This is a genomic window from Chryseobacterium taeanense (genome assembly GCF_900099685.1).
In the GTDB taxonomy this organism is placed as follows: Bacteria; Bacteroidota; Bacteroidia; order Flavobacteriales; family Weeksellaceae; genus Chryseobacterium; species Chryseobacterium taeanense.
Map to the genome: position 1 here is coordinate 96,869 of NZ_FNDW01000013.1, position 25,388 is coordinate 122,256.

At 33.4% G+C, this 25,388-nt stretch carries 18 protein-coding genes and 1 tRNA gene; 5 read left to right on the top strand and 14 right to left on the bottom strand.

Annotation, left to right across the window (positions count from 1 at the left end; all coding sequences use genetic code 11):
- Nucleotides 1-29 precede the first annotated feature (29 nt).
- The 7 genes from BLR30_RS15810 to BLR30_RS15840 form a co-directional block, all read right to left on the bottom strand.
- A complete protein-coding gene (locus BLR30_RS15810; RefSeq protein WP_089861019.1) occupies nucleotides 30-1,052 on the bottom strand; it encodes a glutaminyl-peptide cyclotransferase in 1,023 nt (340 codons plus the stop codon).
- A 91-nt stretch (nucleotides 1,053-1,143) separates the two neighbouring features.
- Nucleotides 1,144-1,569 carry an SRPBCC family protein gene (locus tag BLR30_RS15815; RefSeq protein ID WP_089861021.1) on the bottom strand — a complete coding sequence of 142 codons (426 nt, stop codon included), beginning with the start codon at nucleotides 1,567-1,569 and terminating at the stop codon, nucleotides 1,144-1,146.
- Nucleotides 1,570-1,732: 163 nt separating this feature from the next.
- Nucleotides 1,733-2,407, bottom strand: coding sequence for a DUF2490 domain-containing protein (locus BLR30_RS15820; RefSeq protein WP_089861023.1), 675 nt, complete (start codon nucleotides 2,405-2,407; stop codon nucleotides 1,733-1,735).
- A 154-nt stretch (nucleotides 2,408-2,561) separates the two neighbouring features.
- Nucleotides 2,562-3,011, bottom strand: a complete 450-nt coding sequence (locus BLR30_RS15825) for a VOC family protein (protein ID WP_089861025.1) — start codon at nucleotides 3,009-3,011, stop codon at nucleotides 2,562-2,564.
- A gap of 23 nt (nucleotides 3,012-3,034) precedes the next feature.
- Complete coding sequence (locus BLR30_RS15830) at nucleotides 3,035-3,406, bottom strand: VOC family protein (RefSeq protein ID WP_089861027.1); 372 nt, start codon at nucleotides 3,404-3,406, stop codon at nucleotides 3,035-3,037.
- A 62-nt stretch (nucleotides 3,407-3,468) separates the two neighbouring features.
- Nucleotides 3,469-3,924 carry a DUF1569 domain-containing protein gene (locus tag BLR30_RS15835; RefSeq protein WP_089861029.1) on the bottom strand — a complete coding sequence of 152 codons (456 nt, stop codon included), beginning with the start codon at nucleotides 3,922-3,924 and terminating at the stop codon, nucleotides 3,469-3,471.
- A gap of 160 nt (nucleotides 3,925-4,084) precedes the next feature.
- Nucleotides 4,085-9,943, bottom strand: coding sequence for an alpha-2-macroglobulin family protein (locus BLR30_RS15840; protein ID WP_089861059.1), 5,859 nt, complete (start codon nucleotides 9,941-9,943; stop codon nucleotides 4,085-4,087).
- Nucleotides 9,944-9,962: 19 nt separating this feature from the next.
- Here BLR30_RS15840 and BLR30_RS15845 point away from each other — a divergent pair, with 19 nt between their 5' ends.
- Genes BLR30_RS15845 through BLR30_RS15860 form a run of 4 tightly spaced genes read left to right on the top strand, consistent with a single transcriptional unit; the run spans nucleotide 9,963 to nucleotide 12,694 of the window.
- The gene (locus BLR30_RS15845) at nucleotides 9,963-10,718 is read left to right on the top strand and encodes a UbiA prenyltransferase family protein (protein ID WP_089861031.1); all 756 of its coding nucleotides are present in this window, start codon (nucleotides 9,963-9,965) and stop codon (nucleotides 10,716-10,718) included.
- 3 nt (nucleotides 10,719-10,721) lie between these two features.
- Entirely contained in the window at nucleotides 10,722-11,801 is a 1,080-nt protein-coding gene (gene recF, locus BLR30_RS15850) for a DNA replication/repair protein RecF (RefSeq protein WP_089861033.1), read from the top strand.
- 12 nt (nucleotides 11,802-11,813) lie between these two features.
- The gene (locus tag BLR30_RS15855) at nucleotides 11,814-12,401 is read left to right on the top strand and encodes a hypothetical protein (protein WP_089861035.1); all 588 of its coding nucleotides are present in this window, start codon (nucleotides 11,814-11,816) and stop codon (nucleotides 12,399-12,401) included.
- On the top strand, nucleotides 12,398-12,694 hold the full coding sequence (locus BLR30_RS15860; protein ID WP_089861037.1) for a hypothetical protein: 297 nt from the start codon (nucleotides 12,398-12,400) through the stop codon (nucleotides 12,692-12,694). Before BLR30_RS15855 ends, BLR30_RS15860 begins: the two co-directional genes overlap by 4 nt.
- 163 nt (nucleotides 12,695-12,857) lie before the next feature.
- On the opposite strand, the gene BLR30_RS15865 is transcribed toward BLR30_RS15860, so the two are convergent.
- Genes BLR30_RS15865 through BLR30_RS15875 form a run of 3 tightly spaced genes read right to left on the bottom strand, consistent with a single transcriptional unit; the run spans nucleotide 12,858 to nucleotide 16,636 of the window.
- Nucleotides 12,858-14,891, bottom strand: coding sequence for a recombinase (locus BLR30_RS15865; RefSeq protein ID WP_089861039.1), 2,034 nt, complete (start codon nucleotides 14,889-14,891; stop codon nucleotides 12,858-12,860).
- A 13-nt stretch (nucleotides 14,892-14,904) separates the two neighbouring features.
- Complete coding sequence (gene mtgA, locus BLR30_RS15870; RefSeq protein WP_089861041.1) at nucleotides 14,905-15,549, bottom strand: monofunctional biosynthetic peptidoglycan transglycosylase; 645 nt, start codon at nucleotides 15,547-15,549, stop codon at nucleotides 14,905-14,907.
- A gap of 40 nt (nucleotides 15,550-15,589) precedes the next feature.
- Entirely contained in the window at nucleotides 15,590-16,636 is a 1,047-nt protein-coding gene (locus tag BLR30_RS15875) for an ABC transporter substrate-binding protein (protein WP_089861043.1), read from the bottom strand.
- A 48-nt stretch (nucleotides 16,637-16,684) separates the two neighbouring features.
- Here BLR30_RS15875 and BLR30_RS15880 point away from each other — a divergent pair.
- A tRNA-Arg gene (locus tag BLR30_RS15880) sits at nucleotides 16,685-16,758 on the top strand.
- A 936-nt stretch (nucleotides 16,759-17,694) separates the two neighbouring features.
- Here BLR30_RS15880 and BLR30_RS15890 read toward each other — a convergent pair.
- The 4 genes from BLR30_RS15890 to BLR30_RS15905 form a co-directional block, all read right to left on the bottom strand.
- A complete protein-coding gene (locus BLR30_RS15890; protein ID WP_089861046.1) occupies nucleotides 17,695-18,357 on the bottom strand; it encodes a 4'-phosphopantetheinyl transferase family protein in 663 nt (220 codons plus the stop codon).
- 329 nt (nucleotides 18,358-18,686) lie between these two features.
- The gene (locus BLR30_RS15895; protein ID WP_089861049.1) at nucleotides 18,687-19,394 is read right to left on the bottom strand and encodes a thioesterase II family protein; all 708 of its coding nucleotides are present in this window, start codon (nucleotides 19,392-19,394) and stop codon (nucleotides 18,687-18,689) included.
- 167 nt (nucleotides 19,395-19,561) lie between these two features.
- The gene (locus BLR30_RS15900) at nucleotides 19,562-25,144 is read right to left on the bottom strand and encodes a non-ribosomal peptide synthetase (protein ID WP_089861051.1); all 5,583 of its coding nucleotides are present in this window, start codon (nucleotides 25,142-25,144) and stop codon (nucleotides 19,562-19,564) included.
- Nucleotides 25,145-25,146: 2 nt separating this feature from the next.
- Nucleotides 25,147-25,388 (bottom strand): acyl carrier protein (locus tag BLR30_RS15905; RefSeq protein WP_175443676.1); only part of this gene is annotated, 242 nt, incomplete at its 5' end.

Consider the following 25,388-nt stretch of genomic DNA (forward strand, 5'->3'; position numbering starts at 1 on the left):
ATTTTTATTTAAAATCTTCAAAATTTTAATTACTGTATAGCTACTTCATAAATTTTCGGCCAGTTTTTACCTGTGACCAGCATATTTTCGCCTTTAAAAGCTATTCCGTTTAATACATCGTCGCTTCCTTTTGTATTCTGTTTTGCTATATCTGTAAAATCGAATGTTCCTACAACTTCTCCGTTTTCAGGATTAATTTTTAAGATAATAGGTTTCTGCCAAACATTTGCATAGATAAATCCATCGTGATATTCAAGTTCGTTCAGCTGATCGTAAGCCTGTGAACTTCCTGCTACAGCAATATATTTCACCAGTTTGGAAGGATTCGCAGGATCAAGAAAGTATAAAAGTTTGCTTCCGTCTGATGCGATAAGATTTTTACCGTCATATGTTAATCCCCAACCTTCTCCCAAAACATTTGGATAGGCAAATTCGGATAATAATTTCAATGAATTTTTATCATAAATATATCCTTTTTTACTCTGCCATGTGAGCTGATACACTTTATCTCCAACAATCGTGCTTCCTTCAGAAAAATCTTCCTGAGGCTGCTTGGTTGAAGCCAGCGGTGTTGTCGTTCCCAACGTGTATTTTAAAATCTGTGAAGAACCATTCTGCCCATCACTTTCATAAATAGTGTTTCCTTCAATCTGGAAACCCTGAACAAAGTTTTTAGAATCGTGTGGATATTCGGCTACGATTTGGTAAGATATCTTTTTCTCCGGATTCTTGGCAAAAACATTAATGGTAGCGTCCTGCGTAAGAATCTCTCCTCCTTTTGTTTTGATATTGAAAGTAACCGGATTATCACCAAGCGTGAAGAATTTCGGATCAATCGTTAAGCTGGATGTTTCTTTATCACCAAAACTGATGGAAATACTTTCAGCATCTTTGGTAACTTCGTTTGGTAACGTAAGCTTATCGCCAAAATGGTATCCTTTCTGCTCCATTGAATTGTTATAATCCGCAAGTGAGTCCAGGATTTTCTTATCATTTTTACAAGATGCCAGCAGCATGATTGCCGCAAAACCTGCTATGATATTTTTTTTCATTGATTTCTAAATAAATTTCTCCAAAATTAGCAAAATTTATTACTTCCTGCTAATTTCCATCAGATGTTGACCAAATTGTAATATAGTAAGGTCAATTTTCCAGATAAAGTTTCAGACTTTGGGTGATGATTCCTTTCCACCCTTCTGTAAAGGCTTTTTCTGAAAAATTTTCACCAAGATCATTAAAATTTTCAATGTCTTCATGAATTAATCTTACCAAAGTTTGTTCTCCTTCTGCTTGAAGTTCCCAAACAACGGTCGTTTTTTTATCCGAAAAATCAGGATAAAACCAGGTATGCTTAAATGTATTTCCTTGAATTATTTCCAGAATTTCTGCCTGATGATGATATTTTCGTTCATCTCCGGGTTCGTAAAAATTAAAAACTTTTCCGGTTTCCAATATAAAATCGGGAATATCAAAATACCATATTTTCATTTCATTCTTATCAGTGAGTGCTTTCCAAACTTTTTCAGCAGGAGCATTTACCTTTTGTTCTATAATGATCGGATGGCTCATATACTTTGTTTTAAATTGATGCAATGCAAATATTTATATTTTTATCTCATATTAAATATAATGTTTTTTACGTAAAGAAATTAATTTTTTGGAAATGATAAATTACTGAATATCTGTCATTAGAATTTATCAGTATGTCAGCAATTTACAGAATGACATTCATTTAATTTTTTGTAAAAGGAATATTATTATAGAAACCGATCTGGATTTGTCCGCGGTTTTTATTTTCCTGAAGCTGATTCATGTATCCTGCTTCAATTCTCATATTCTTGTTGATGACATATCCCAACGCTCCATACACTCTGTTTCTGTCGAAAACCGGACTGTCGAAGTGCAGGAAAATTTCATTGTAAGCCGATGCGTAAAAAGTTTTTGGCGTAAGTTCTTTATTATTGAGGGGAATATTAAAGCCTAATAAATATCTGAACCTCATTCTGAAATCATCTTCCAGAAATCTTTCTTCCAGACGGTAACGATGCTGAATATTGAAACGTCCGAACTTTTGTTTTGTGATATATTGTTGAAAGATTCTATGTTCAATATTTTCAGTTTTTTCGCCATTAAGATAAGGCTGACTCAAAATAAATCCATAGCCAAGCAAGATATTATTGTTGTTTTCCGTAAGGTCATACCCGATTCCTGTACGGATAAGAAGTTGCTCCAAATCTCCGATTGCATCAAAATTCCTGTACTGAATTTCATTGTGCAAGTTTAATTTCTTACTGATCTTATTATTACCAAAATACATATACCAGGCTCCCAAATCGTTTTTCTGAGCCTGCACCATCGAAGTTCCGAAAATAAAAACGCTTACTGCCAATGATTTCAAAATTTTCATATCGTTTATCTTTATTATTAAAATCTATTAAATAATTAAATTCAATATTAATTATCAATAATAAGAAAAATAATCAGGTTATAAAAATTTTGGCTTTTAATCACAAAAAAACCGGCTGTTGTTGCCGGTCTTTTATATATCTAATCTTGATCTTTTAAGAATGTTGCTGTATTTTTTCAGGATCATCATAATTCACCATCCAGTTGATTCCGAATTTATCGGTGAACATTCCAAAATAAGCTCCCCAGAAGGTATCCGTCATAGACATGGTAATATTTCCGCCTTCAGAAAGGCCATTAAACAGTTTATCAGCTTCTTCTTTTGATTCTGCATTAATAGAAACTGAAAAATTATTTCCCTCCTTAAAATTGGAAGCCCACTCTCCGCCGGTATCGCTTCCCATCAGCACGGTTTCTTTTGATATCGGAAGAGTGACGTGCATGATTTTGTTTTTGTCTTCTTCAGAAACTTCTTTTCCTTCAGCAGAAGGCATTTCGCCAAAAGTACCCATGTAGGGGATTTCTATTCCGAAAACCGATCCGTAAAACTCAAAAGCCTGTCTGCAGTTTCCGTTGAATGTTAAGTAAACATTTACTGTTGCCATAATATTTTATCGTTAGTTTTAATTTATCTGTGCTGGTCGATCAGAATCATATTTCCATCGGGATCTTTAAGATAAATATGCTCCGGCCCGAAAGTATTTTCATCGGCTTCTTTCTGAAGTTCAACGCCTTGTTCTTTCAGGTGTTTCTGAATATCGCGAACATCATCAAAGCTGTCAAGATTCTGAGCATTCTGATCCCAGCCGGGATTAAAAGTAAGCATATTGCCATCAAACATCGCCTGGAAAAGTCCTATAATGTGATCTCCGTTTTTCATGATGAGATAATTGTGATCCATTTCTCCCGCCATCTCTCTGAATCCTAATTTCTCATAAAACTCTTTGGATTTCTGAAGATCCTTCACACTTAAACTGATTGAAAAAGCTCCTAATTTCATTTGTATTTTATGATTTATTATTATTTAAAATGACTGTTGAAATATTGGTTGGTAAAAACTTTTTAAACATCAAACTGAGCCAAATGATGATTCAGATGTTTGGCAAACATATTGCTCCATTCCTGCGCCTTCAGCCTCCCGAAAGAAAAAGACTCCTTACCATCGAAAGCAGATGCCCCAAGCTGTTGTGTTTTCTGAATGAAGCCGATCAATCTTTTCTTTTCTTGTTCAAAATTCTTTCTTTCGGCAATAATAAACTGTGGTGCGGTAGGACTGTTTTTCGGATACGATTTTTCTCCGGTAACTTTAGGCTTTAAAAAGGTTTTCAGAATAAATTTGGCAATGCCTCCCGGCTTTTTATGTTTTTCAGGTTCGTACACCATTTCATACGATACACAACAGTGCGCCAGCATCTGATCAACTGCCATTTTTCCCCATAAAGGCTGTGTTTCCGGGGTAAGCTTGTTGATTCTGTCAATATAATTCTGAGCTACTTTTACATCAAAAACGTTTTCCATAGTTTATCGAAATGTTAAAAAACAAATATATCAGTTTTTCAGATTATTTTTTTAACCATTTATAAAAGAATATTACCTTTTATCTCATTCATAAAAAAATACCCTTGAAAATCAAGGTTTTTCAAGGGTATTTTAGGTTTAGTGAAAAATTTATTTAAAATTATTCTGAAATCTTTACTTCAGTACCTTTCGTATGTGCGTTCATTTGCGGCGCATAATAATTCTGGATGGTGGTAATTCCGTTTGAGAATTTTCCGGATGCATTGGCCAGATAATCATATTCAAATACATATTTTCCTTTCGGCAGATACTGGATATAAAAATTCGTGGAAGCGTCTTTGGTTGATTGATAATATCCAAGATTATTTTTCCACTGATAGCCTGAAAGTACATCCACGGGCTCAAATCCTGCGGCTCTCATGTCTTTAATATGGATAAATTCCATCGGACGATCCGTATTTAAAATCATTCTTACCGTTACTTTATCTCCTATTTTCAACGGCATTTCAGGAGATATTTTTTGCAGCTCCTCGCCGTTTACTGTTTTAATTTTTCTGTAAAGTTCTTTGCTGACAGAAATATAATTTTCTGAAGATTTTATTTTATCCAGATCTTCATAATACTGCCAGAACAATCCGCCCTGAACGATTCCCGGGCCTGGCTTTGAAACAGTAACCTCAGCAAGACTTTTATTCAAAACATCTGATTTTACTGTAGATTTTACATATCCTGTAGCTTGTGTTTCAGGCTTTAATTCTTTTCCGCCCCAAACAATTTTTGCTTTATCACTTTCCGCAGATGTCCACGATTTTCCGGAATTCAAGATGGTAAATATAACTTCTGCCGTTCCTCTTGAACTGCCCCATGAATTAACTTCTTTTTGGGTAATCAGCCAGATTTTCATTTCTTCAATGAATTTCTGATCATTGGGTTGTAATCTGTTAAATGCTTCTAATGCTCCTGCCTGATTTACTACTTTTGAACTGAACCAGCCCCAGCCATCGAGATTCTGTTTCCAGTAAACTCCCTGGGTTTTGGTTTCTACAGAGGTTTCTTTTAAATAATTCATCAGCTTATCAGAAACATCTTTCAAACCGTAGTCATTCATTAATAAAGCCGCACGATGCAGTCCGAAGAATGTGAAATCGGTAAGTTTTGCCGTTTTTGCTTTTTGTTTTACCAGAGATTTCAAAGTAGCTCCGTTGCCTTTTAAAGGATATTCTTTTTCCCAGTAATTTCTGGCATCCAGATAATCGAGCGCCCAGTTTGTCCAGACATCTTGCGTTTTTACATCATAATAGGTGTTGATTTCTTTATCCACATAGGTAATCAGATTTTTAACTAATTCTTTCTGTTCAGCATTTTGATAATCTTTTACGTTATCTTTTAACCATACATTAATTTTCCCTAAGTTTTTAAGGATATATAATGATGTTGAGTACGAACTAGGATATCCTTGATACCATGAAAAACCGCCATCCGGATTCTGTAGTTTTCTGAGTTCATCCCAATCCTGATTGATCGAATTTTTCATTGTGTTGGCATCAAACAGCAATGCCAGTTTCTGCATTTGTTCCTGTTCATTATTACTTTCCAGAACCCATGGTGTTTCGTCAAGCAAGAGTTGTTTCAGTTCCTGATTTTTTTCAAGATTTGAATTTAATAAACCTTTATTCTGATATTCTTCAAATACAGTTTTCATTTTTGGATTGGCTTTAAAAATCTCAGATGCCAAAACATCGGCAAACCATTTATTAAAGACTACATCCGCGGAATTGTTCGGATCATTTTTAAGACTTGGAAGCGCAAACATAATTTCCCAGATCGGATTGGTAGTCAGCTCCAACGTATTGGAAACATTCGAAATGGTTTTTGAATTGGCATTTTTAAGATTTTCAAGTTCAAATGTTTTGGTTTCGCCTTCTTTCACAAAAACCGGAACCGCATCGGTAACCAACATTCTGTTCGGAAGAACGGCAATTGCCTGCTGTTCTCCATCGGAATATGCTCCTGCTTTTGCCACAACTTTCAGGATAATAGACGACACATTATCAGGGACTTTTAATTTCCAGGTTAATGCAGAATTTCCATTTTCATTAATTTCAAAATTCTGTACAGCGGAATTTACTCCTAATTTCCCGGAAATATCTTCATTGGTAAATGCATCTAAAATTTGTAAGGTTGCTGAACCATTAAGTTTTTTACTTGTTAAATTTGAAAGTTTTGACTGCAGATTCAATTCATCTCCTTCTCTCAAAAATCTAGGATAATTAGGCGTTACGGAAAATTCTTTCTGCGTAATCACTTCTTTTTCCAGTGTTGCCGCTCTGGCATCTTTTGTGTGAGCAAGGAACATCAGTTTCCATTTGGTTAATGTTTCCGGAGAAGTAAATTCAAAGCTAACGTTTCCTTCGGCATCGGTTTTCAGATCCGGATAAAAGAATGCGGTTTCATTAAGATTCTGACGCACGGAAACTTTTTCTAAAGAATTTTCTTTATCTAATACTTTATCAGCAGCAACCACTTCTGATGCTGTAGCAGCAACTTCTTTTTTAGTTCCGTAACCGCCTATTAATACAACTTCCTCAACATTTTTACTAACAGAACTGTCCGCTTGTGCAGCAGGACTCGCAACTCCACGAATAGTAATTCCCGAAGCTCTGCCCTGCAACATCATTAAACCGTTTCTATCAAACCAATTAAACTGAGGAACTTCCACATAATTCCCATTGAGGAATTTTATTCTTTTCTGATAATATTTTGTTAAAAGATTATCGCTCAAATTATACATCGTGATTAATGAATAAGGTCTGTACAATTTTTCCCAGGTAAAGTTATTGACCGCAAACTGATCCAGTGACATATCATACATATTAGCCAGCACTTCAGCATTGATCTTTTCTTTATCATTTCCTGAAACTTTCACAGACCATTTTTCTTTTGCATTCGGTTCGAGCTTATCTCTGAACGTTGTGGTTTCAATTTTTAACGGCTGTTCGGAATCTTTAATTTTTAAATTTACTGTTGCCGTCTGAACATCATTATAGGCCACAATCTGGAATTGAATATTAACCGCCGACACCGATTTATCTTTAGGGATATCAACCGCATATTCCAGTTTGCCATTTTTCATTTTTTGAACATCGTAAACGGTTTTTCCTGAGCCATCCTGTACAAAAATATTCACGAGCGCATCTGGAACCGCAGAATACATATAAACTTTAGCTTTGTCACCCCTTGAAAATTCTGTTTTTGGCTGTAAAGCGGTAAGGAATGTTTTCTGACTAGCTTTCAGTCCATTTTTATCCCAAACACTAAAATACTGAGAAGTTTTAATTGTATCCTTTCCTTCGATATTGTAGAGTTCAAGCTGGTAATCGCCGGCATCCAGTTCTCCCAGATCCAGAGATTCTTCACTTCGCTTTACACCGTTCAGGATAACGGCTGAAGTTTTCCAGTTTTTCATTTCGTCATTTTTATCGTAAAGATCATGAGGAAATTTTCTGATAAATTCCTCTTTCGAAAATAAAGGAAGATTCTGTACTGCATCTTTAAAGTTACTTCTGAAAATTCTGTCCGGAGCCTGAAGTTTTGAAAGTTTTACCTGATAAGATTTTTTTAAATTCTGCTCATTATAATTTTTGGTTTCAACCGTTAACTTTACATTTTCATCAGAAAAAACATCTTTTATTTCAGCTGCTTTGATATAATGAGACACTGAAGCGACCTTCAACTGTGTATCTGCAGATTGGGTTTCACCGTTGATATCCGTAACGGAAGCGTTAATTTCATAATTATCGATCTGAATTCCTTCCAGCTGTTCATCTTTTTTAAGTTCCAGGCGAATAACAAATTCTCCTTTTTCGTTGGTCTGAGTTTCTCCCAGAATAGAGTTTTCATTATCATTTCCTTGTGGATACCACCAGAAATATCTCCAGCGAATATTACGTTTTTTTATTTCATAATTCACTTTTGTATTGCTGAGTGCAATTCCTGAAAAGGTTGTTGCTTTACCTTTCAGCTCAATCGTCTGACCATATTTATATTCTTCTTTTACCGGTTCAAAATTGACTTCAAACTTCGGTCTTTTATATTCTTCTACACTAAATCCTTTGAAAGCAGGCGTTTCTCCATTTGTATTGAGATAAAACTCTCCGTTCAGTTTTCCTTTCGGAAGAATAAAACTTCCGTGATAGGAACCGAACTCATTGGTGGTGAAGTTTTGGGATGAGACTTCTTTACCATTGGCGTCACCTAAGGTAATTTTTTGTTTCAATCCTGCATCTACAGATTCTACCTCTTTATTGATTTTCGTATTGATTACTTTGAAATAAACAGTTTGCCCAGGCCTGTAAATGGCTCTGTCTGTAAAAATCTGAGTTTTTGTATGTACTTCATCATCAACATCAAATTCATTATCATAATTATTTCCATAGACCTGCATCATCTGGAAATCATTCGTTTTCGGCTGCTGAATTAGAAAAGCTCTGTAATATTCCTTATCCGAAGAAGCAGGAAACCTGAAGACTCCTTTGCTGTCAGTTTTACCGGTAGTCTTATTTAAAACAGAATTTCCTGAAAATTCATAAAATGTAAGACCTTCATTGGATACCGGCAAACCATTTTCACTGTTGACTAATTTCAATTCGTTTTCAGAAAAATTAGTATTGACTTTATTTTTATAAATGATTTTGTGATCAGAAACTAAAAAATAAAAGTTCTGGTTTTTATCGTTTGTCCCGTCATTTATTACATATTCCGCGATATAAATTCCTGGTGGAAGCGGTTTTATTTCAAGAGACGTTTTATGTAACTGATAATCTTTTGGATCCGGAATCTGATACGTTTCTTTTTTTACGAGCTCTTTTTTTACTTTATCAAACATTTCAGAATAAGGATTTCTCGAATACTGTAAAAATGATTTAAGGTCATCCGTTATTTTATAAATATTCAGAGAAAAATTGTTAAGGTTTTTATATTCTGCAACAAAATGAATGGGTTTATTGCTCTGTGTTTGCCGCTCATATTTTATGTTTAAAGAAGTCATTTTAATCTGCTCTTCTTTATTTTTAATATTTTCGATAAATGGAGATTGAGGATATTGAGATTGGGCTTTTGCAGCAATTTCAAGTGCTTCTTTCTCCTGATTTTTGGCTAGCAATTCATTCATGATATCGTCCATGATGAGTACTTTATAATCACCTTTAATATCAGAATTCAAAAGGCTGTTAAGCTGCTGAAGTTTGTCTTTACACTGAATGAAATTACAGTTCTCCTGCAGTTTCTGATGCATAAAATACAGTTTCGCGTTACCGTTATTCTGTGCAATTAATTCATTGAAAATATCATTGATTTGTTTTCGGTTATCTGACAATTCATTTTTAGTAAAAAGGTCGTTATCAGATAAAAAATCAACTTTTTTAAGCGCGTACCAATCTGCCAGTGTCGGAAAAAAAGAAATGGATTTTGTATTGGTAAACAGCGACTGAAAAGGCATCAGAGCAATCTTTTTCATTTCAGCTTTTTGCTGGTCAAGATCTTTAAAACCTTTGGTCAGATAATTTTTAAAATCGAGTTTGCTCCAGGTTTCAATCTGTGTAACATCCTGAGAGTTTATATTGGTTCTGCCATTAATCTTCCAGCTGTTACGATTGTAATAATCCATGATAAAACCATTCATTAAGACTTTATAAATGATTTTTTCTTCACCTTTCAATTTATTTTCAATATCCGTTAGTTTACTGAAAAACGTTGAGGCAGCATTATTCTGTTCATCATCCCGGGTCTGATTCACAATTGCGAATTCTGCTTTTAAGGAACGAATGAGCTGAAGCGTATTATTGTCTTTCATGGCGTGATTTTGGATATCCAGAATAAGAGGAAGATTAGATTTAAATGTCCCTTTTGTACTGTTTTCTTCTATTTTTTTCCATTGCTCGTCATAATATTTCTGAGCGTAATACATTGTTGGGCCTAACAATAGAAGGAAAAACATAAAACTCTTGGATAATCTTTTCATAAATGTTATTTTTGATCTGATGAATTTATTAAAAATACTGAAAAAAACCATTATCGACAGTCAATTCTATGTCTCTTTAATGGGAACTCTATTTGCAGTATTCTTCATGGAGGAGCAAAATACATTCCGTTATCCCACATTTCTCCTTATTTTCATCACTTATTTCAGCGGTTATCTTTATACCAAATATCAGAATACCAGACATTTCCCTGTTATATTACTTATTAATGCCATTGCAGGAATTGTATGCGCGCTGCTGATTATTCACAACCATAACGGTATCAGGCTTTTAAAATGGCTTGTGATTGTTATTTTAGGATTGCTGTACAATAGCTTTTTCCTTGATGTTTATATTCGTAAAATTCCTTTGCTGAAAGTCTTTTATGTCGGTCTCGTTTGGGCTTTGGTTAATTGCTGGCTCACTTTACCTGAATTCAGTATTCCTATATTTCTGATCAGCTTCTTTTTCATTACAGCGTTGGTTCTGCCTTTTGATATCCGAGATATGAAAGTTGACAGTGTCAAGACATTCCCAACAATGATTGGCGTTCAGAATACAAAATATATTGCTTATCTATTGATTTTCATCAGCACTATTCTTGCTGCACAATATCTTACTTTCACTTATTTTATTTCTTTCTTTTTATCAGGAATTATCTCTTATATTTTTATTTATTTTTCTGAAAATGAAAGAGATGACGCCTATTTTTCTTTCGGCGTAGAAACCTGTTCTGCACTTCCTTTTTTATTTTTAGTAATAATGAAGTATTTTTGACAAATGATTATCAAGAAACTTTCGCTGTATAATTTCAAGAACCATTCCGAGAAAAAATTTGAATTTTCCCCGCAGATCAACTGTTTTGTGGGAAACAACGGTGTGGGAAAGACCAATATTCTTGATGCGCTGCATTATCTTTCGGTCGGAAAAAGTTTTTTGGGAAATACAGATCTCAACAATATCAGGCATGATGAAGATTTTTTTACAATTGATGCAGAAATCATGAATGAAGAAAGTGAAGATATTATCAAAATTTCACAGCCGAAAGAAGCGAAAAAAATCATTAAAAAGAACGATAAAAGCTACGACAGACTTGCAGACCACATCGGTTATCTTCCAAGTGTGATGATTTCTCCCTATGATTCTAACTTAATTTCAGATTCCGGAGAGAGCAGAAGAAAGTTTCTGGATGCCATGATTTCGCAGACCGATTCTGAATATCTTTTTGATCTCATTCAGTATCAGAAAGTGGTTCAGCAAAGAAATGCGTTGTTAAAATATTTTGCCAAAAACAGAGTCTGGGAAAAAGATTCTCTGGAGATTTATGACGATCCGATAACGAAATTGGGAACAAAAATATTCATCAAAAGAAGAGATTTTGTAGAAAAGCTCAATCCTATCGTTCAGAGTTTTTACAGGATTATTTCGGGTGGAATGGAAAATGTTTCAGTTATTTACGAATCCCATCTGTTGGAAAATTCTTTTGAAAATCTGCTGAAAGAGAGTATTGAACGTGACAGAATGCTTACTTATACTTCCAAAGGTATTCATAAAGATGATCTTCTTTTTGAGATGAATTCTGTTCTGATCAAAAAGGTTGGTTCCCAGGGACAGCAAAAATCTTTTCTGATTTCTTTAAAACTGGCGCAGATGAGCCTGGTAAAAGAATTAACACGGAAAACACCTATTCTTCTTCTGGATGACATTTTTGATAAACTTGATGACAACAGAGTTTCTCAGCTAATCGAACTGGTCAATCAGGAGAATTTCGGACAAATTTTCATTACAGATACACACAGGGAGCGCACGGAAAGTGTTGTCAAAAAAATCAATGAAGAAAGTATTATTTTTGACATATGATAAAAAAATTAAATGAAAAAATTACTATTCTTTGTTTTCATAGTGTTATTTTCTATTTCATATAGTCAAAAAAAATTTTCTACAAATGAAATATTAAATACTTTTCCATTACGTAAAGCTGTAAAAGTAAAAATCATTTCTTACAATATAAATTTTATTAGTGAATTTCCCACTCCTTTGCCACCGATTGGAGGAAGGGTTGATTCAGCAGAGATAAAAAGAATAATCGCTAATCAAAAATTTCCAATTAGCTTAAAAAAAAACATCGAAAGTGGAGAGTTTTCAGGGATAGATGAAATCAAAATTCTTAATTTTAAAGAGACTTATGATTTGTTTAAATTACTTTACAACACCTGTGGAAAATTCCCCAATCTGCAAAGAAGAATAAGTATGTGTTTTTTTCCAAGAAACGCAATTCTTTTTTATGATGAAAATGATAAAGTTTTTGATTTTCTAGAAATTTGTTTTGAATGTCATAGAATGGATTCATTATCTGAAGAATTTACTGAAATCAATGATATGTGTGATAATTTTTATTTCAATTTAGAAAAATTCTTTCAGAGTAAAGGCTTAAAAACTAAATTCAATCAACAAAAATGAAAAGAAATAAAAAACGAGAATATCAGTCATCGGAACTTGTGAAATCTTTCGCAAGAATTTACGGTTTTGAAGATAAACTGGTTGCTTTTGAAATTAAAGATTTTCTTGAAGAATATCTTGATGAAAGTCTTTTTCTTGAAATAAAGAGTGTGAATATTGAAGATCAAAAGATTATTATAAAAATTAATTCACCGCTTTTGAAACATGATTTTCAGTTGCGTAAAAGCTTTTATCTGAAAAAATTTCAGGATAAGTTTGGAGCTGATAAATTTAATGATCTCTTAATAGTTTAAAAAAATTTCAGAAAAATTTAAGACAGATCAACGGCGGAAATACTGGCGCATGCTGCGTATTTTATTGTAATACAAATGAATGTGCTTATTGGACAGAGCCGAAAGTTCAATGTCTACTCTTTCCAGACTGTCTTTAAAACTAAGCTACAGAAATGTAGCTTTTTTAATTTAATTGATCTTCAGATTTTGTAGTTTCTTTTATCAGTTTTTTTGCATTTTCATCTAAAATAGAACGAATAGGAAAGAAAAATATCACTGGATTTTTTCCAAAATATTTAATGATATGAGAAATAATCTTTCTTATTTCTAAAGAAGTAATTTTTCTTGATCTGAAAGCCAGAAGCATCGAAAGTCCAAAACTGACACTAAAATTGGCAAAACCGATAAGAAAAACTGTTGAAACTCCCATCAGAATCGTTTTTAAATCGACATTAAAACCTTGACCGTAAATTCCAAGTGCAAGATTTCCTGCTTCGAAACTGATGTGTTTGGTATCAATATTCAGACCTAAGAACGAGCCCACAGATGCCGTGATTCCCATTAATACACCAAGCCACAGGTAAGACATAATTCCCGCCCAGTTTCTTGCATAGAACGAAGAAAGTCTTTTTGCAAAATGATGACCGAAAGTATTTGTGATTAAAGGATTTTTCTCAATTCTTTGGGGAATTTTAAAAAAAACGGTTTTATTCCCAACACTACCTGAAATAATTCCGGATATAAAGAGATACACCCCTGTAAGTGCACCCTGAGCGATAGATGAAGAGGTAATAAAGTTAAGATTTTTCAGGAATTTATCTGATTTTTCAGTAGCGAGGTTTATTCCCAACAGTACGTCCAATGCATAAATAATAATCATTGCCACCGGAAAACTCATCAGAACATTTCCCATAAAAGCAATAAACTGACTTCTGAATAATTTTGAAACCAAGTGTGCAAAATCCCAGTAATTTCGTTTGGTGTTTTTAACATCAGATAATACTCTCGCCATTGTAGTAGCCGTCATAGACGGTTGTTTGGTCGCTAATGCAAAACCCATCAGGAAAATCATAACGAACCCCATTACATAATTAAAGGAGTACAAAAATGCATGGGAAAACTCACTCCCCGGAATGTAGGAATAAATCATTTTAAGAATACATAAAGCGCCTACTATGACACCTCCGCCTGCCGCTTTGCGGAACATTTTAAAGTATTCTTTTGGTGATGAAGTTATATAACCCGAGCCTGTTTCTGCGGTATGAGAAGTAATAAGATGTGAAATAAGCGTAGTACTGTCATTTACCAGATCTCTTACATTATTTTTATGAGATTTATAAATAAGTATATTAAAAATCAGCTGTTTAGATTTTATGATGACATCCTGTTCATTATCTATTACCAAAAGATTGAGAATCTCAAGAATTCTGCTAACTTGTTGGCGAATTTTAAGGAGAGAATGATTAATCTTACCGGAAATTCCGTATTTTGAGGAATTTTTGAAAGCAATATTCACAAAATCAAGACATTGCTGTATGTAAATTTTAATCTGTTTATAATGACTGTCTTTTGAATTGAGCTGATGTTGAGGTTTCTTATTGAAATCTTCTGCCAGTGATTCAAGTTCATTTTGAAGTGCTAAAAAAGGATTGTCGAAATTTCGGTATTCCGGAGCCATTTTAATTACTTCAACTTCAAGAGCCATTCCGGTTACCCTCCACGAAAGGATGTTCATAGAAAACACCAGTTCGTTTTTTACTTCCGGACTCTTGATAAAGTCTGCAATTCCAAGAATCTGCATCAATTCGTTCAATTCATTATCCGGTAGGTTTTGAAAATATTCCAAATCTTTTTTTGGTCTGAAACTTACGTTATCAATAAGATACCAAACTGTATTTTCATGTTCTACAGGAGGCAATATTTTATTCAGAATCCTTTTTTTAAGTTCGGGGACAAAAGCATTTTCAGACAAAATACTTGCTTCCGTCAACGAAAGATTGAAGGGTTTTCCAGAAAAAATTCTATAGAGATAGTACCTGAAATTTTCTGCAAAATTTTGGTTTTGTTTGAAAAAATTAAGAATGTCAGTAAATTCTGACTTCTTTATTGCTTCCAAAAATTCGGATAAAGGTTCCAAAGAAGTAGTCTCATTCTTAAAAGAAAAATACTTTTTAAGAACAGATTTAAAGTTCCCTGTATTTGAACTAAAAAATTTCATTAGTACAAAGATACTACTTCAAACTTACATTCCTCATCTGTCTCATGATCCAATTGTGTTTCTTTCTCAAATAAGCTGAAGGATTCTTAGGATCGTATTTTTTAGGGTTGGGTAAAACTGCTGCAATCCATGCTGCTTCCGAAATGGTAAGATCTTTTGAAGGCTTACCAAAATAATATTGAGCAGCAGCCTCAATTCCGAAAACCCCTTGCCCCATTTCAATAGAATTAAGATATCTTTCAAGGATGATATCTTTGCTCCAGGTTTTCTCAATGATAAAGGTGTAAACCGCTTCCAGACCTTTCCTGATCCAGCTTCTCCCTTGCCACAGGAATACATTTTTTGCCGTTTGCTGAGAAATAGTACTTCCACCTCTCAGCTTCTTTCCTTTCTCATTGTTTTTCATTGCTTTTTCTATAGCCTTATAATCAAATCCGTCGTGTACAAAAAACTTCTGATCTTCGGAGGCAATGACGGCTTTTTTTACATTGTTACCCATTTCATCATAAGAAATATAGTCTCTGTGCAGTTTTCCGTATTCAAAAAAACCACCGATCTGCGTGATGGTTATTGGCGGATTGAAAAACCTACCCCAAACAATGAATAATACATTCAGAATCAAAACAATAAATATAATGCGTTTAATTGTTTTCCACATAATTTAAAAAGAAAGATCAAAAATACGCAAATACTCCGAGTTATTGCAACTCTTTCATGTAAGTAAGCTGATAATCTGGTAAAAGCTCGGGATGAAAAATTTTAATATAATCTTTTAAAACAAGATCAGATCTTACCACTCCACTTTCAAAAAAATCATTGGCTTTGGCTTTTTCTTTACCGGTAATCACATAAATTTTTCCTTGATTGAAAACATTTAATTTACTATAAACAGGATTCATTCCCAACATTTCTTTTTTCGAAATATGATTACCTGCGTTAATCCAGTACTGAACCTGATCTGCTTTAGCAAAGACTTCTTCAAAACTCATGGTGACTGCCTTTTCCTCCGCATTATTTTTTAAAATATAATTGGCGTTGGCATCAGAAATAAAGTTGGCAACAGATGTTTTTCCACCAGGGAGATACCAGATATCACCGTACATTTCGTTTGCCAGAACTGTCGGTCGCTCTTTCGCTTGTAAAGCTAAATGTTTGAGCTGATTATAATTCTTTTCAATCTCTTCATATTTTGCGACTGCTTGCTTATCTTTTCCGAAAAGTTTTCCAAAAAGTTTGATATAGGCTGTTTTTTCCAATGGCTTCTGCTCCATATATTCGTCCAGAAAAACAACCTGAATTCCGTTATCTTTTAATAACTTATATGTATTGTCAAAACTTGCAATATGATTGGTAAAAATGGCATCAGGTTTCAGGGAAAGGATTTTTTCGACATCATATTTCTGTTCATTGCCAACATTCTGAATTTCTCCTTCTTTTAATAAACTCTGAATTTTATCAGAATAAATATATTCAGGACTTGCAACGCCGATGACAAGATTCTCAGCTTCAAGCTCTGATATATATCCGGCCATACTTGCATTTAACAGGATAATTTTTTTAAAAGGAAGTTGATTTTGCTTAAAATCATAACTAAAATTTCCCGACTGAATATGTACATTCCCACTTTCTTCTTTAAGCTGTACATGATTTGAGATAGAAACAGTTTCTGAAGGTGATTTTTTTTGTTCTCTTTTACAAGCCGTTAGCGCCAAAAACACGATTAATAGTAAAATTCTTGGTTTCATCTTTCAAAGAAAGTAAAAAAGTGCTATATTTGCAAACCAATTAACAATGGCCTCGTGGCGCAACTGAATAGCGCATCTGATTACGGCTCAGAAGGTTACAGGTTTGAATCCTGTCGAGGTCACAAACAAGCCAAAAAGGCGCCAACTGAAGACAGTTGGCGCTGTTTTTATGAAATATTTGTAAATTTGTTAGAATTGTTCCAATAATTATAGGGCTGTGATTCGCTTATATATATTTAATCAGTTGCATCAGAAATTTCTTCACTAAAAGATGAGTTTGAAATTTCAGGAACTTATAAATCTAATGGAACGAAAGAACTATCATACATTCCCATACTTGGTATTTCTAAAGATGTAGAAGATATGTCATAAATTCTAACATTAGACCATTCTATTTGTATTCAATAAAGTAGCCAAATCTCCAAACTCACTTCTGTTTTGAGAATGCACCCTTTTTATGTTGAAATACAGACATACTAAGCTGCATCAATTCAGCGATATCTTTCCTGATAAAAGTTTGAAACCCACGATTAGCAGAATCTTTTTTCAAAGCTTCAAAATGGATAGCAACATTGTATGTCGCTTCTCTTTCGCAGGACTCGGGATTACGTTTTTCAAAAACATTGAATACCAATGGGTCAGAATTGATTTCTCACAAAGTTAGCAGCATATTTTTGGAATATTGAAGTTTATTGTATTTGACTTTCAGAATGTTATTGAAATGATTATTATGGAATTCATAATCCTTTGCAATGAACCTTCAATACCATAAGCAATAATCAATTAAATATTTGTATATCAAAATTTTAAACACAAAAATTATTTTATTTATTATCCTGGACTCAGGTATTTATAATAATTTTTGGTGAGTAACAATGGAGATAAATTTTGGTCTCATTAATTTTGGAACCATATTATGATTATCAATCATTTGCGTTTTTTTCTAAAAAATAAACGAATGCAAGTTATCTTACTCTCGTTTTTACAAATTAAACTTAAATTAACATTGAAATCAACCGATTATATTTCCGAAAATGAATATCACTAAATTTGGAACATTATCCATCTGATACATTACATAATAGATTTAAATTAATTTTTTCTATTTGTATATTTTGAAACTGTAAATCATTAATTGAAGCAACACAACATTGATACTCTTTATCAATAAATATTTCTTTTAAATAAAATTTTTCATTTTCAATTATGGTTTGATTTTGAAAAATCTCAAATGACTGTAAAGGAATTAGCAATCCTTTTCCATGAGCTTTAATAGCAGCTTCTTTTTCCGTCCAATAAACAAAAAAATTTTTAATTATATCTTCTGAATCTTGTATTTTATGGAATTCTTTTAAAGTCATTTGAGATTTAAAGTCATCAAAATTTATTTTATGATCTATATATTCTATATCAACTCCTATTGGTGATTTACTGATTCCACAAATTACAAGATTTCCAGCGTGTGATATATTAAAACATACTTCTATATTTTTTAAAAAAGGCTTATGATTAGATGTCTGATCTATTTCATAATATTCTATTCCAAAATATTTATTTAAACCATATTGTAAAAGCATTCTTCCAAGCATTGACGACTGAGCATCTTGCCATCTTCTATATTTTAGAATTCTTATATCAAAGTCTTCCGAGTAAATTTCTGAGTATTTATTTAATAAACATTCATGTTTATCTTTATCAATATATGTATATAAAATTACCATGTAAATTTAATTTTTCCATCATCCAAAATAAAATGGTTAGTGAAGACTGTAAACCTTGCCCTTCATGATTGCCTTTCGAGTAAGAACCATGAAATAAATTGCTTCGTAATTTTTCAAAACATCTTCTAAAAGACTTCTTTCCGATTCCCGAAAAACCATTTTAACAAATTGTTCTAAGCTTTTTATCTAGTATTTTGGAATTTTTCTTCTTGCTTAAAAATAGAAGTTCCCATTATTTTTCACATCATTTCTAAAAATATTTTCAATTAAATAGTTTAAAGTTGCCTAATTTATGACACTTCAATATATAGAATTGAAAAATCCAGAAATTACTGTGTGATTTTTAAGGAATTATTAATTATTTGAGTAATATTCAACCTCTGTTCATTAATAAAGAAATGCCCCCCCTCCAGGTAAGTAATTTCGCAAGATTCGGTAGTATATTCTGACCAGCTTTCACCTTCTGTTTCTGTTAAATCATCATCTTTTCCCAAAAGCACAGTCATATCGACATTTAAAGGTTGGTAATTATAGTTATAAGAATAATTTTCTACAAGCCTGAAATCATTTTTTAAAACAGGAAGAAAAAGTTCCAGAAGTTCCGGATGGCTAAAAAACTCTTTAGGAGTCCCCCCAAGATTTAAAACTTCCTGTCTGAATTTTACATCATCCATTCTGCTGTACATTTTTTCTCCGGTTTTATTTACGTGCGGCGCACTGCGCCCTGAGATAAAAATATGAACGGGTGAAGGTAAACCTGCTTTGCGAATACGCTGTGCAAGCTCAAAGGCAATTAAAGCTCCCATACTGTGCCCGAATAAAGCATAAGGTATTTCCGTAATTTCTTCTTTAATGCTGTTGAAAATATCTTCCACCGCTTGATGAATGTCTTCGTATAATGGCTCACTGAAACGTTTTCCTCTTCCTGAAAGTTCAACAGGCTTAATATTGACAGAGGATTGAAGATTTTCTGACCATTTATTATAGACTACGGAAGATCCTCCTGCATATGGTATGCTATATAAATTAATTTTCATAGATAATATTTATTTTAATTTTATCCGTTACGCATTTTGATTTATTTTCGTCAATTCCGGTAGATTTTTTCTATTTTACTCCGAATAAAAAACATCAGAAAAGACGAATCTGATATCCGTTTTTCAAAATGCATAACGAATTTAATTTTCTTTTTTTTCTAAAACAATCAGGCTTTCCCGTTGATTAGCTTTACAAATTCTGTACAGTTTTCTTCATTAAAAATACTGTAATGATTTGCAAAGATAAAAGAGTGACTGAAATTTCCTGATGTAAAATTTTTCCATGTCATCACATCTGTTCCGTTTCCATTTTCCGAAGCTTCTACAGTAATGACATCGGCGTTAACTTTTCCTGATATTCTGTATTTATCAAGTACATTCAAGTTATTGAACACCATATTTTCAATTCTTTTTATGTCTTTATCCAAGATATCTTTCGTCCAGTCATAAAGTTCATTCTTAAGAATTTCACTGATCTGCTCTTTACTTAGGTTGTGATCAGATGTTTCGTCCTGTGCGCCTCTGTCAACAAGAATAAGACTAACTTCATATCCCATATCTTCCAGTTTTTTTGCAGCTTCAAAAGCAATAGGAACTCCCATTGAATATCCTAAAAGAAATACTTTCTTGTCATTCTTTGTTTTCAGAATTTCTGCAGCGCATGTTTCAGCCATTTCTTCAATGCTTTGGTCGAAATCAACATCATAATCGAATCCTTTATACTGAATTCCATATACATTATATATTTGATTAAATGCTGTTCCTAAACTTTTAAAAATAGTAGAAGAACCTATCACCGGCGGAATAACATACATATTTGGAAGATCAGATTTGATTGTATTCAGTTTAACAATAAGACTTTTATCCGAAGTTTTATTTGTTAGTACCTCTGCAAGATCCACCACAGTAGGATTGTTGAATATATCTTTCAGTGTAATATCACAATTAAATTCTTTGAATAGCATAGCCAGAATCTGCGTTGCTTTTATAGAGTTTCCTCCAACTTCAAAGAAATTAACATGAGTACTCTTTACCGGATATTTAAGACATTCTTCCCATATTTCAAGAATTTTTGTTTCTACCAGATTTTTAGGAGGTACAACCACTTGTTTTTCGCTAAATAAAGGATTTTTCTTCTCAAGCATTTTTCTGTCAACTTTGCCTGTTGCAGTTACCGGTAATTTATCCAGATTCATAAAATGCGTAGGAATCATATAAAGCGGCAGTTTTTTTCTAAGGAAATCTCTTAGTTCTACTTCCAGTTTTTTATCAAGTGTTAAAGCATATGGTACAGGCAAGCTGTTTGTTTTAATTTTACCATTAATAGTCTGCTCAAAGCCTTCCACCTGCATAAAATAATCCGGAACCATATAATGAGGCAGTCGATCATTTAAAAATTTACGCATCTGATCACTATCCAACTCACCGATTGCAGTATAATATGCAATAAGATGTTTATTACCTTCTGCATCAGCTTTAGGAATGGTAATACAGTTGATAACGCCACTGAAGTTTTCAAGAACATGGTCTACTTCTGCAGGTTCAACTCTATGGCCACGGATTTTTACCTGATGATCTTTTCTTCCGCAAAATTCAAGAAGCCCATTATCATTATATCTCGCCATGTCTCCCGTTTTATAAAATAATCCGCCATCTATAGGATTATTTAGAAATTTTTTGTCCGTTTCCTTTGGTCTGTTCAGATAACCTTTGGCAAGACCTGTTCCGGCAATAAAAATCTCTCCGATCTCTCCGTGCTCTACTTTCTGCATATTATCATCCAGAAGATAAATTTCATGATTATCAACAGGATGCCCAATAACATTACATTTTGAAACATCATCCACTTTACCGAAAGTTGCACAGACAGTAGTTTCTGTAGGCCCATAAGTGTTGTAAACATCCGTTAAACCGATCAGCTTATCAATATAAGCAGGTCTTAATTCCTCTCCTCCACTGATCATTAACTTTGGAATATGTGTAAGATCATTACATCTCATATTTATCTCATTGATTACCAAAGGTGTCGTGCTTATTACCGTTACTTTATGATTGTTTACAGCTTTAATGATGGCATTAATATCTCTTCCTCCTTCCGGTACAATAATAAGTTTTCCTCCACAGCAAAGAATAGGGAAAATTTCTTCCACAGAAGTATCAAATGATATTGATGACTGCTGAATAACAACTTCTTCTTCCGTTAATTTAAAATAATTCTTAAAAGTATTCACATAATCCGACACTGAATCATGACCTATCATCACACCTTTAGGTTTTCCTGTAGAACCTGATGTGTAACAAATATAGCATAAATTATTGGCATCATTACTTTTAATATTTTCAATTCCGGATTTGGCTGTCAATTCTTTTTCAATTTCGTCAAACACAATCGTGTTCTTCTCATCAAATATATTTCCAGCATTGTTGCGAGAGTCTGATATTATCACTTTCACCGCAGCATCTTGAAGGATAGTCTGTATTCTGGAATCAGGATAATCCTTATCTATCGGAACATATGCTGCTCCTGCTTTTAAAATAGCGAGAATAGAAACAATCATCTTCTCTGATCTCTCCATAACGATTCCGACAAAGTCTTGTCCTGTAATACTGTAATCAGATTTTAACAATGAAGCCAATTGATTTGCCTTATTATTAAGTTCTCCGTAAGTCATTTTTTTATTTTCAGAAACCAAGGCTATTTTATCCTGATTTTCTTCAGCAGTTTTTTCAAACCATTCATGGATTTTCATATCCGTACTTACCGCTGTTAATCTGTGTGTTTTGTGTGCACGATCATTGTTATTTACAATTTCCGCTTTCTCAGTTGCGGCACTTTCTTCGATAGAATCGGCTTCCTGTCTTTTTACATAATATGCAATCAAGTGATAATTCTTAAAATTATCCTGATTAACCACAACCGCAACTTCTTGCACATCATGATGCTCAAGAATTTTACTTTCTACTTCTCCGGGTTCTATTCTTGAACCGCCAATTCTGATCTGATTATCTTTTCTCCCTAAAAATTCTATTTCTCCCTTTTCGTTCCATACTCCGATATCTCCTGTTTTGTAAATCTTTTCATCTTCTCCATTTTTATACGAATTATAAATAAATCTTTCGGCAGTCATTTTTTCCTGATTCAGATATCCTTTTGCAAGTCCGATTCCTGCAATTCCTATTTCACCCGGTATTCCGATCGGTAAAAGTTTGTAATTGCTGTCCAGTACGTAAAGATTAACATTGGCTATCGGTTTTCCTATAGGTATAATCTCATCTCCTTTTTTAGTTTCGTAACCGCTCGCTTCTATGGAAGCTTCCGTTGGTCCGTATAAGTTGATTAACGGAATATCTAATTTTGTATAAAATCTTTTTACGGTTTCTTTAAGAAGTTCTTCTCCACTGGAAAAAACATATCTTATTGAATGTAATTTTTCCACATCTTCCGTATTGAATTCCAGGAAAATATTTAGCATCGTCGGTGAAAAATGAATATAAGTAACCTTAAATTGTAGGACATTGGCAATAATTTCCTGAGCAGTGTCACTTGTTGCCACCAGAAGCTTAGCTCCAAAACAAAGCGGCATGAAAAGTTCACCTATTGACACATCAAATATAAAAGGCGTTTTCTGATAGATAACATCGTCTTTTCCAAATACGTATTTACTCCATAACCATTGCATTCTGTTGATAAGTCCAACGTTTTTGATGAGTACTCCTTTAGGATTACCTGTAGATCCTGAAGTGTACAGAATCGTGAATATATCATCCGCACTGATATCTACATTAAGATTTTCATTTGAATAATCATTTAATAATCCTCTAATATCATTCATCATTATCATTGAATATTTATCAGATTTATCATTAATATCTTCTGTAATAAGAACGGTAAGTCTGGTGTCATTGATAATGTACTGCTTTCTTTCTTCCGGATATGACGGATCTATAGGAACATATACTGCTCCTAATTTTACAACCGCTATTAAGGCAATGATCCTGTCGACACCTATATCCATATTCATACCGATATGATCTCCTTTTTTTATGCCATGTTTTTCGCTCAGATATCTTGCTAACTGATTTGAAATACTGTTCAGCTCTCTAAATGTTAAATTATATTCGTGCGAAAACAGACAGATCTCATCCGGAGATTTGGTGACCTGCTCTTCTATAAGATCTTTAATACTTGTCGAAAGATTATAATCTTCCTTTGTATTATTAAAAACATTAAGAATCTGATATTTCTCTTCCTGAGACAGATATTCAATCTCTGAAACAGACTTGTCAGAGTCATTTGATATCTCTACAATCAAATTTCTTAAATGATTGATCATTCTTAATATTTTCTCTCTTTTAAACAGATCTGTATTATAATCAATATGAATATATAACCCATTATCATTCATCCTTTTGAAAGCAAAACTCAGATCAAACTTTGCCAATCCTGAATTTATGATTCGGACTCCTTCAAAATAACTTGCTTCACCGTTTTCTGTACTTTGGTTTTCATTCAAGGAGATCATGATATCGAAAAGAGGATTCTTATTCATGTCTTTTCCCAACTTTAACTCGTCTACCAAAAGATCATATGGATAAAATTGATGTTCATAACTTTCCAACATTACAGAACTTACTCTGGAAAGAATTTCGCGGAAACTTTCATTTCCTGACACTGAAGATCTCAGTACAATGGTATTGCTGTAAAATCCTACCTGACTTTCCAATTCAGGGTGATTTCTTCCACTAACAGGAGTTCCTATCACAAGATCTTCCTGTCCCGTATATCTATGCAGCAAAACATTGGCTGCGGCTACCATTACCATAAAAAATGAGGCTCCACACTCATGTGCAACTACTTCAAGATTTTTTACCGTTGAAGGAGGTAAGCTTACATATAATTCTTCACCCAAACCTTCGCCCGAATCTTCTCTCCTAAAATCTGTAGGTAATTTTACAGAAGGTATTTCTCCACTAAATTTATTAAGCCAATATTCACGGGAATGACTGAAGTGCCCCAACTTAAGCTGTTCATGCTGCCATAAAGTGTAATCCTTGTACTGAATTCTCAGATCCGATAACTGTAAAGGTTTTTGTTCTGAATAATATTCATATAAAGCAAGAAAATCTTTTTGAAGAACATTCATAGACCATGCATCTGTAACAATATGATGAATCAAAAATATGAAATCAAAACTTCCATCCAAATGCTGAATTAATGACGCTCTAACTGATGATCTAGTAAGATCAAATTGATGGGCAAGCTCTTGTGAGATAATTTCATCAATATCATCACTCTCAGCCGTAATTCTAATTAACTCAAACGGAAAATCTTCGATCTTACAAATAAATTGTTGTGGTTTTCCTTCTACAACATCAATTGTGGTACGCAAAATTTCATGTCTCGTCAATATTCCCAATAAAGCTCTTTCAAAAGCTTCTACATCCAATGTTTTAAATGAATGAATCATAGGAACATTGTACATTCTTTTATCATCTGCCAACTGATCTATAATCCATAACCTTCTCTGTGCATGAGACAGTGGATAATATTCCTGTTCCTCAATTTTTGGTATTTGTTTTCTTATTTGGTTTGCTTTCCCAATATAAAAAATCAGTGCTTCTTTATTTTCGATAATTTCATTGATAATGGAATCTGCATTAAAATTTTCCGGGAAATCCAACTCCAGGTTTTCACCTACAACGGATACTTTTATATTGTTTTGTTTAAGTTTATTAATTAGTTCGTACATGGTTATATTATTATTTTATTTGATTTAACGTTATTATTTTTATCTTCTTCCTGACTTCTAAGCCATTGTTGGCTCTCAATTAATTTAGCCAATAACTGGATATTTGTGTTATGGAAAACATCTTTTAAAGAAATCTCAACACCAATTTGTTTATTAATTTTATTAATCAGCATCATGGCTTTCAAAGAATGCCCTCCCAACTCGAAAAAGCTTTTCGCAGCACTGATATTCTCGCCCGAAATAC

Coding starts and splice junctions, on each gene's coding strand:
- BLR30_RS15860 (WP_089861037.1), top strand. CDS start 12,398: ATGAAAAGAAATAAAAAACGAGAATATCAGTCATCGGAACTTGTGAAA.
- BLR30_RS15875 (WP_089861043.1), bottom strand. CDS start 16,636: ATGAAACCAAGAATTTTACTATTAATCGTGTTTTTGGCGCTAACGGCT.
- BLR30_RS15895 (WP_089861049.1), bottom strand. CDS start 19,394: ATGAAAATTAATTTATATAGCATACCATATGCAGGAGGATCTTCCGTA.
- BLR30_RS15840 (WP_089861059.1), bottom strand. CDS start 9,943: ATGAAAAGATTATCCAAGAGTTTTATGTTTTTCCTTCTATTGTTAGGC.
- mtgA (WP_089861041.1), bottom strand. CDS start 15,549: ATGTGGAAAACAATTAAACGCATTATATTTATTGTTTTGATTCTGAAT.
- recF (WP_089861033.1), top strand. CDS start 10,722: ATGATTATCAAGAAACTTTCGCTGTATAATTTCAAGAACCATTCCGAG.
- BLR30_RS15865 (WP_089861039.1), bottom strand. CDS start 14,891: ATGAAATTTTTTAGTTCAAATACAGGGAACTTTAAATCTGTTCTTAAA.
- BLR30_RS15825 (WP_089861025.1), bottom strand. CDS start 3,011: ATGGCAACAGTAAATGTTTACTTAACATTCAACGGAAACTGCAGACAG.
- BLR30_RS15855 (WP_089861035.1), top strand. CDS start 11,814: ATGAAAAAATTACTATTCTTTGTTTTCATAGTGTTATTTTCTATTTCA.
- BLR30_RS15890 (WP_089861046.1), bottom strand. CDS start 18,357: ATGGTAATTTTATATACATATATTGATAAAGATAAACATGAATGTTTA.
- BLR30_RS15845 (WP_089861031.1), top strand. CDS start 9,963: ATGAATTTATTAAAAATACTGAAAAAAACCATTATCGACAGTCAATTC.
- BLR30_RS15810 (WP_089861019.1), bottom strand. CDS start 1,052: ATGAAAAAAAATATCATAGCAGGTTTTGCGGCAATCATGCTGCTGGCA.
- BLR30_RS15815 (WP_089861021.1), bottom strand. CDS start 1,569: ATGAGCCATCCGATCATTATAGAACAAAAGGTAAATGCTCCTGCTGAA.
- BLR30_RS15830 (WP_089861027.1), bottom strand. CDS start 3,406: ATGAAATTAGGAGCTTTTTCAATCAGTTTAAGTGTGAAGGATCTTCAG.
- BLR30_RS15900 (WP_089861051.1), bottom strand. CDS start 25,144: ATGTACGAACTAATTAATAAACTTAAACAAAACAATATAAAAGTATCC.
- BLR30_RS15820 (WP_089861023.1), bottom strand. CDS start 2,407: ATGAAAATTTTGAAATCATTGGCAGTAAGCGTTTTTATTTTCGGAACT.
- BLR30_RS15835 (WP_089861029.1), bottom strand. CDS start 3,924: ATGGAAAACGTTTTTGATGTAAAAGTAGCTCAGAATTATATTGACAGA.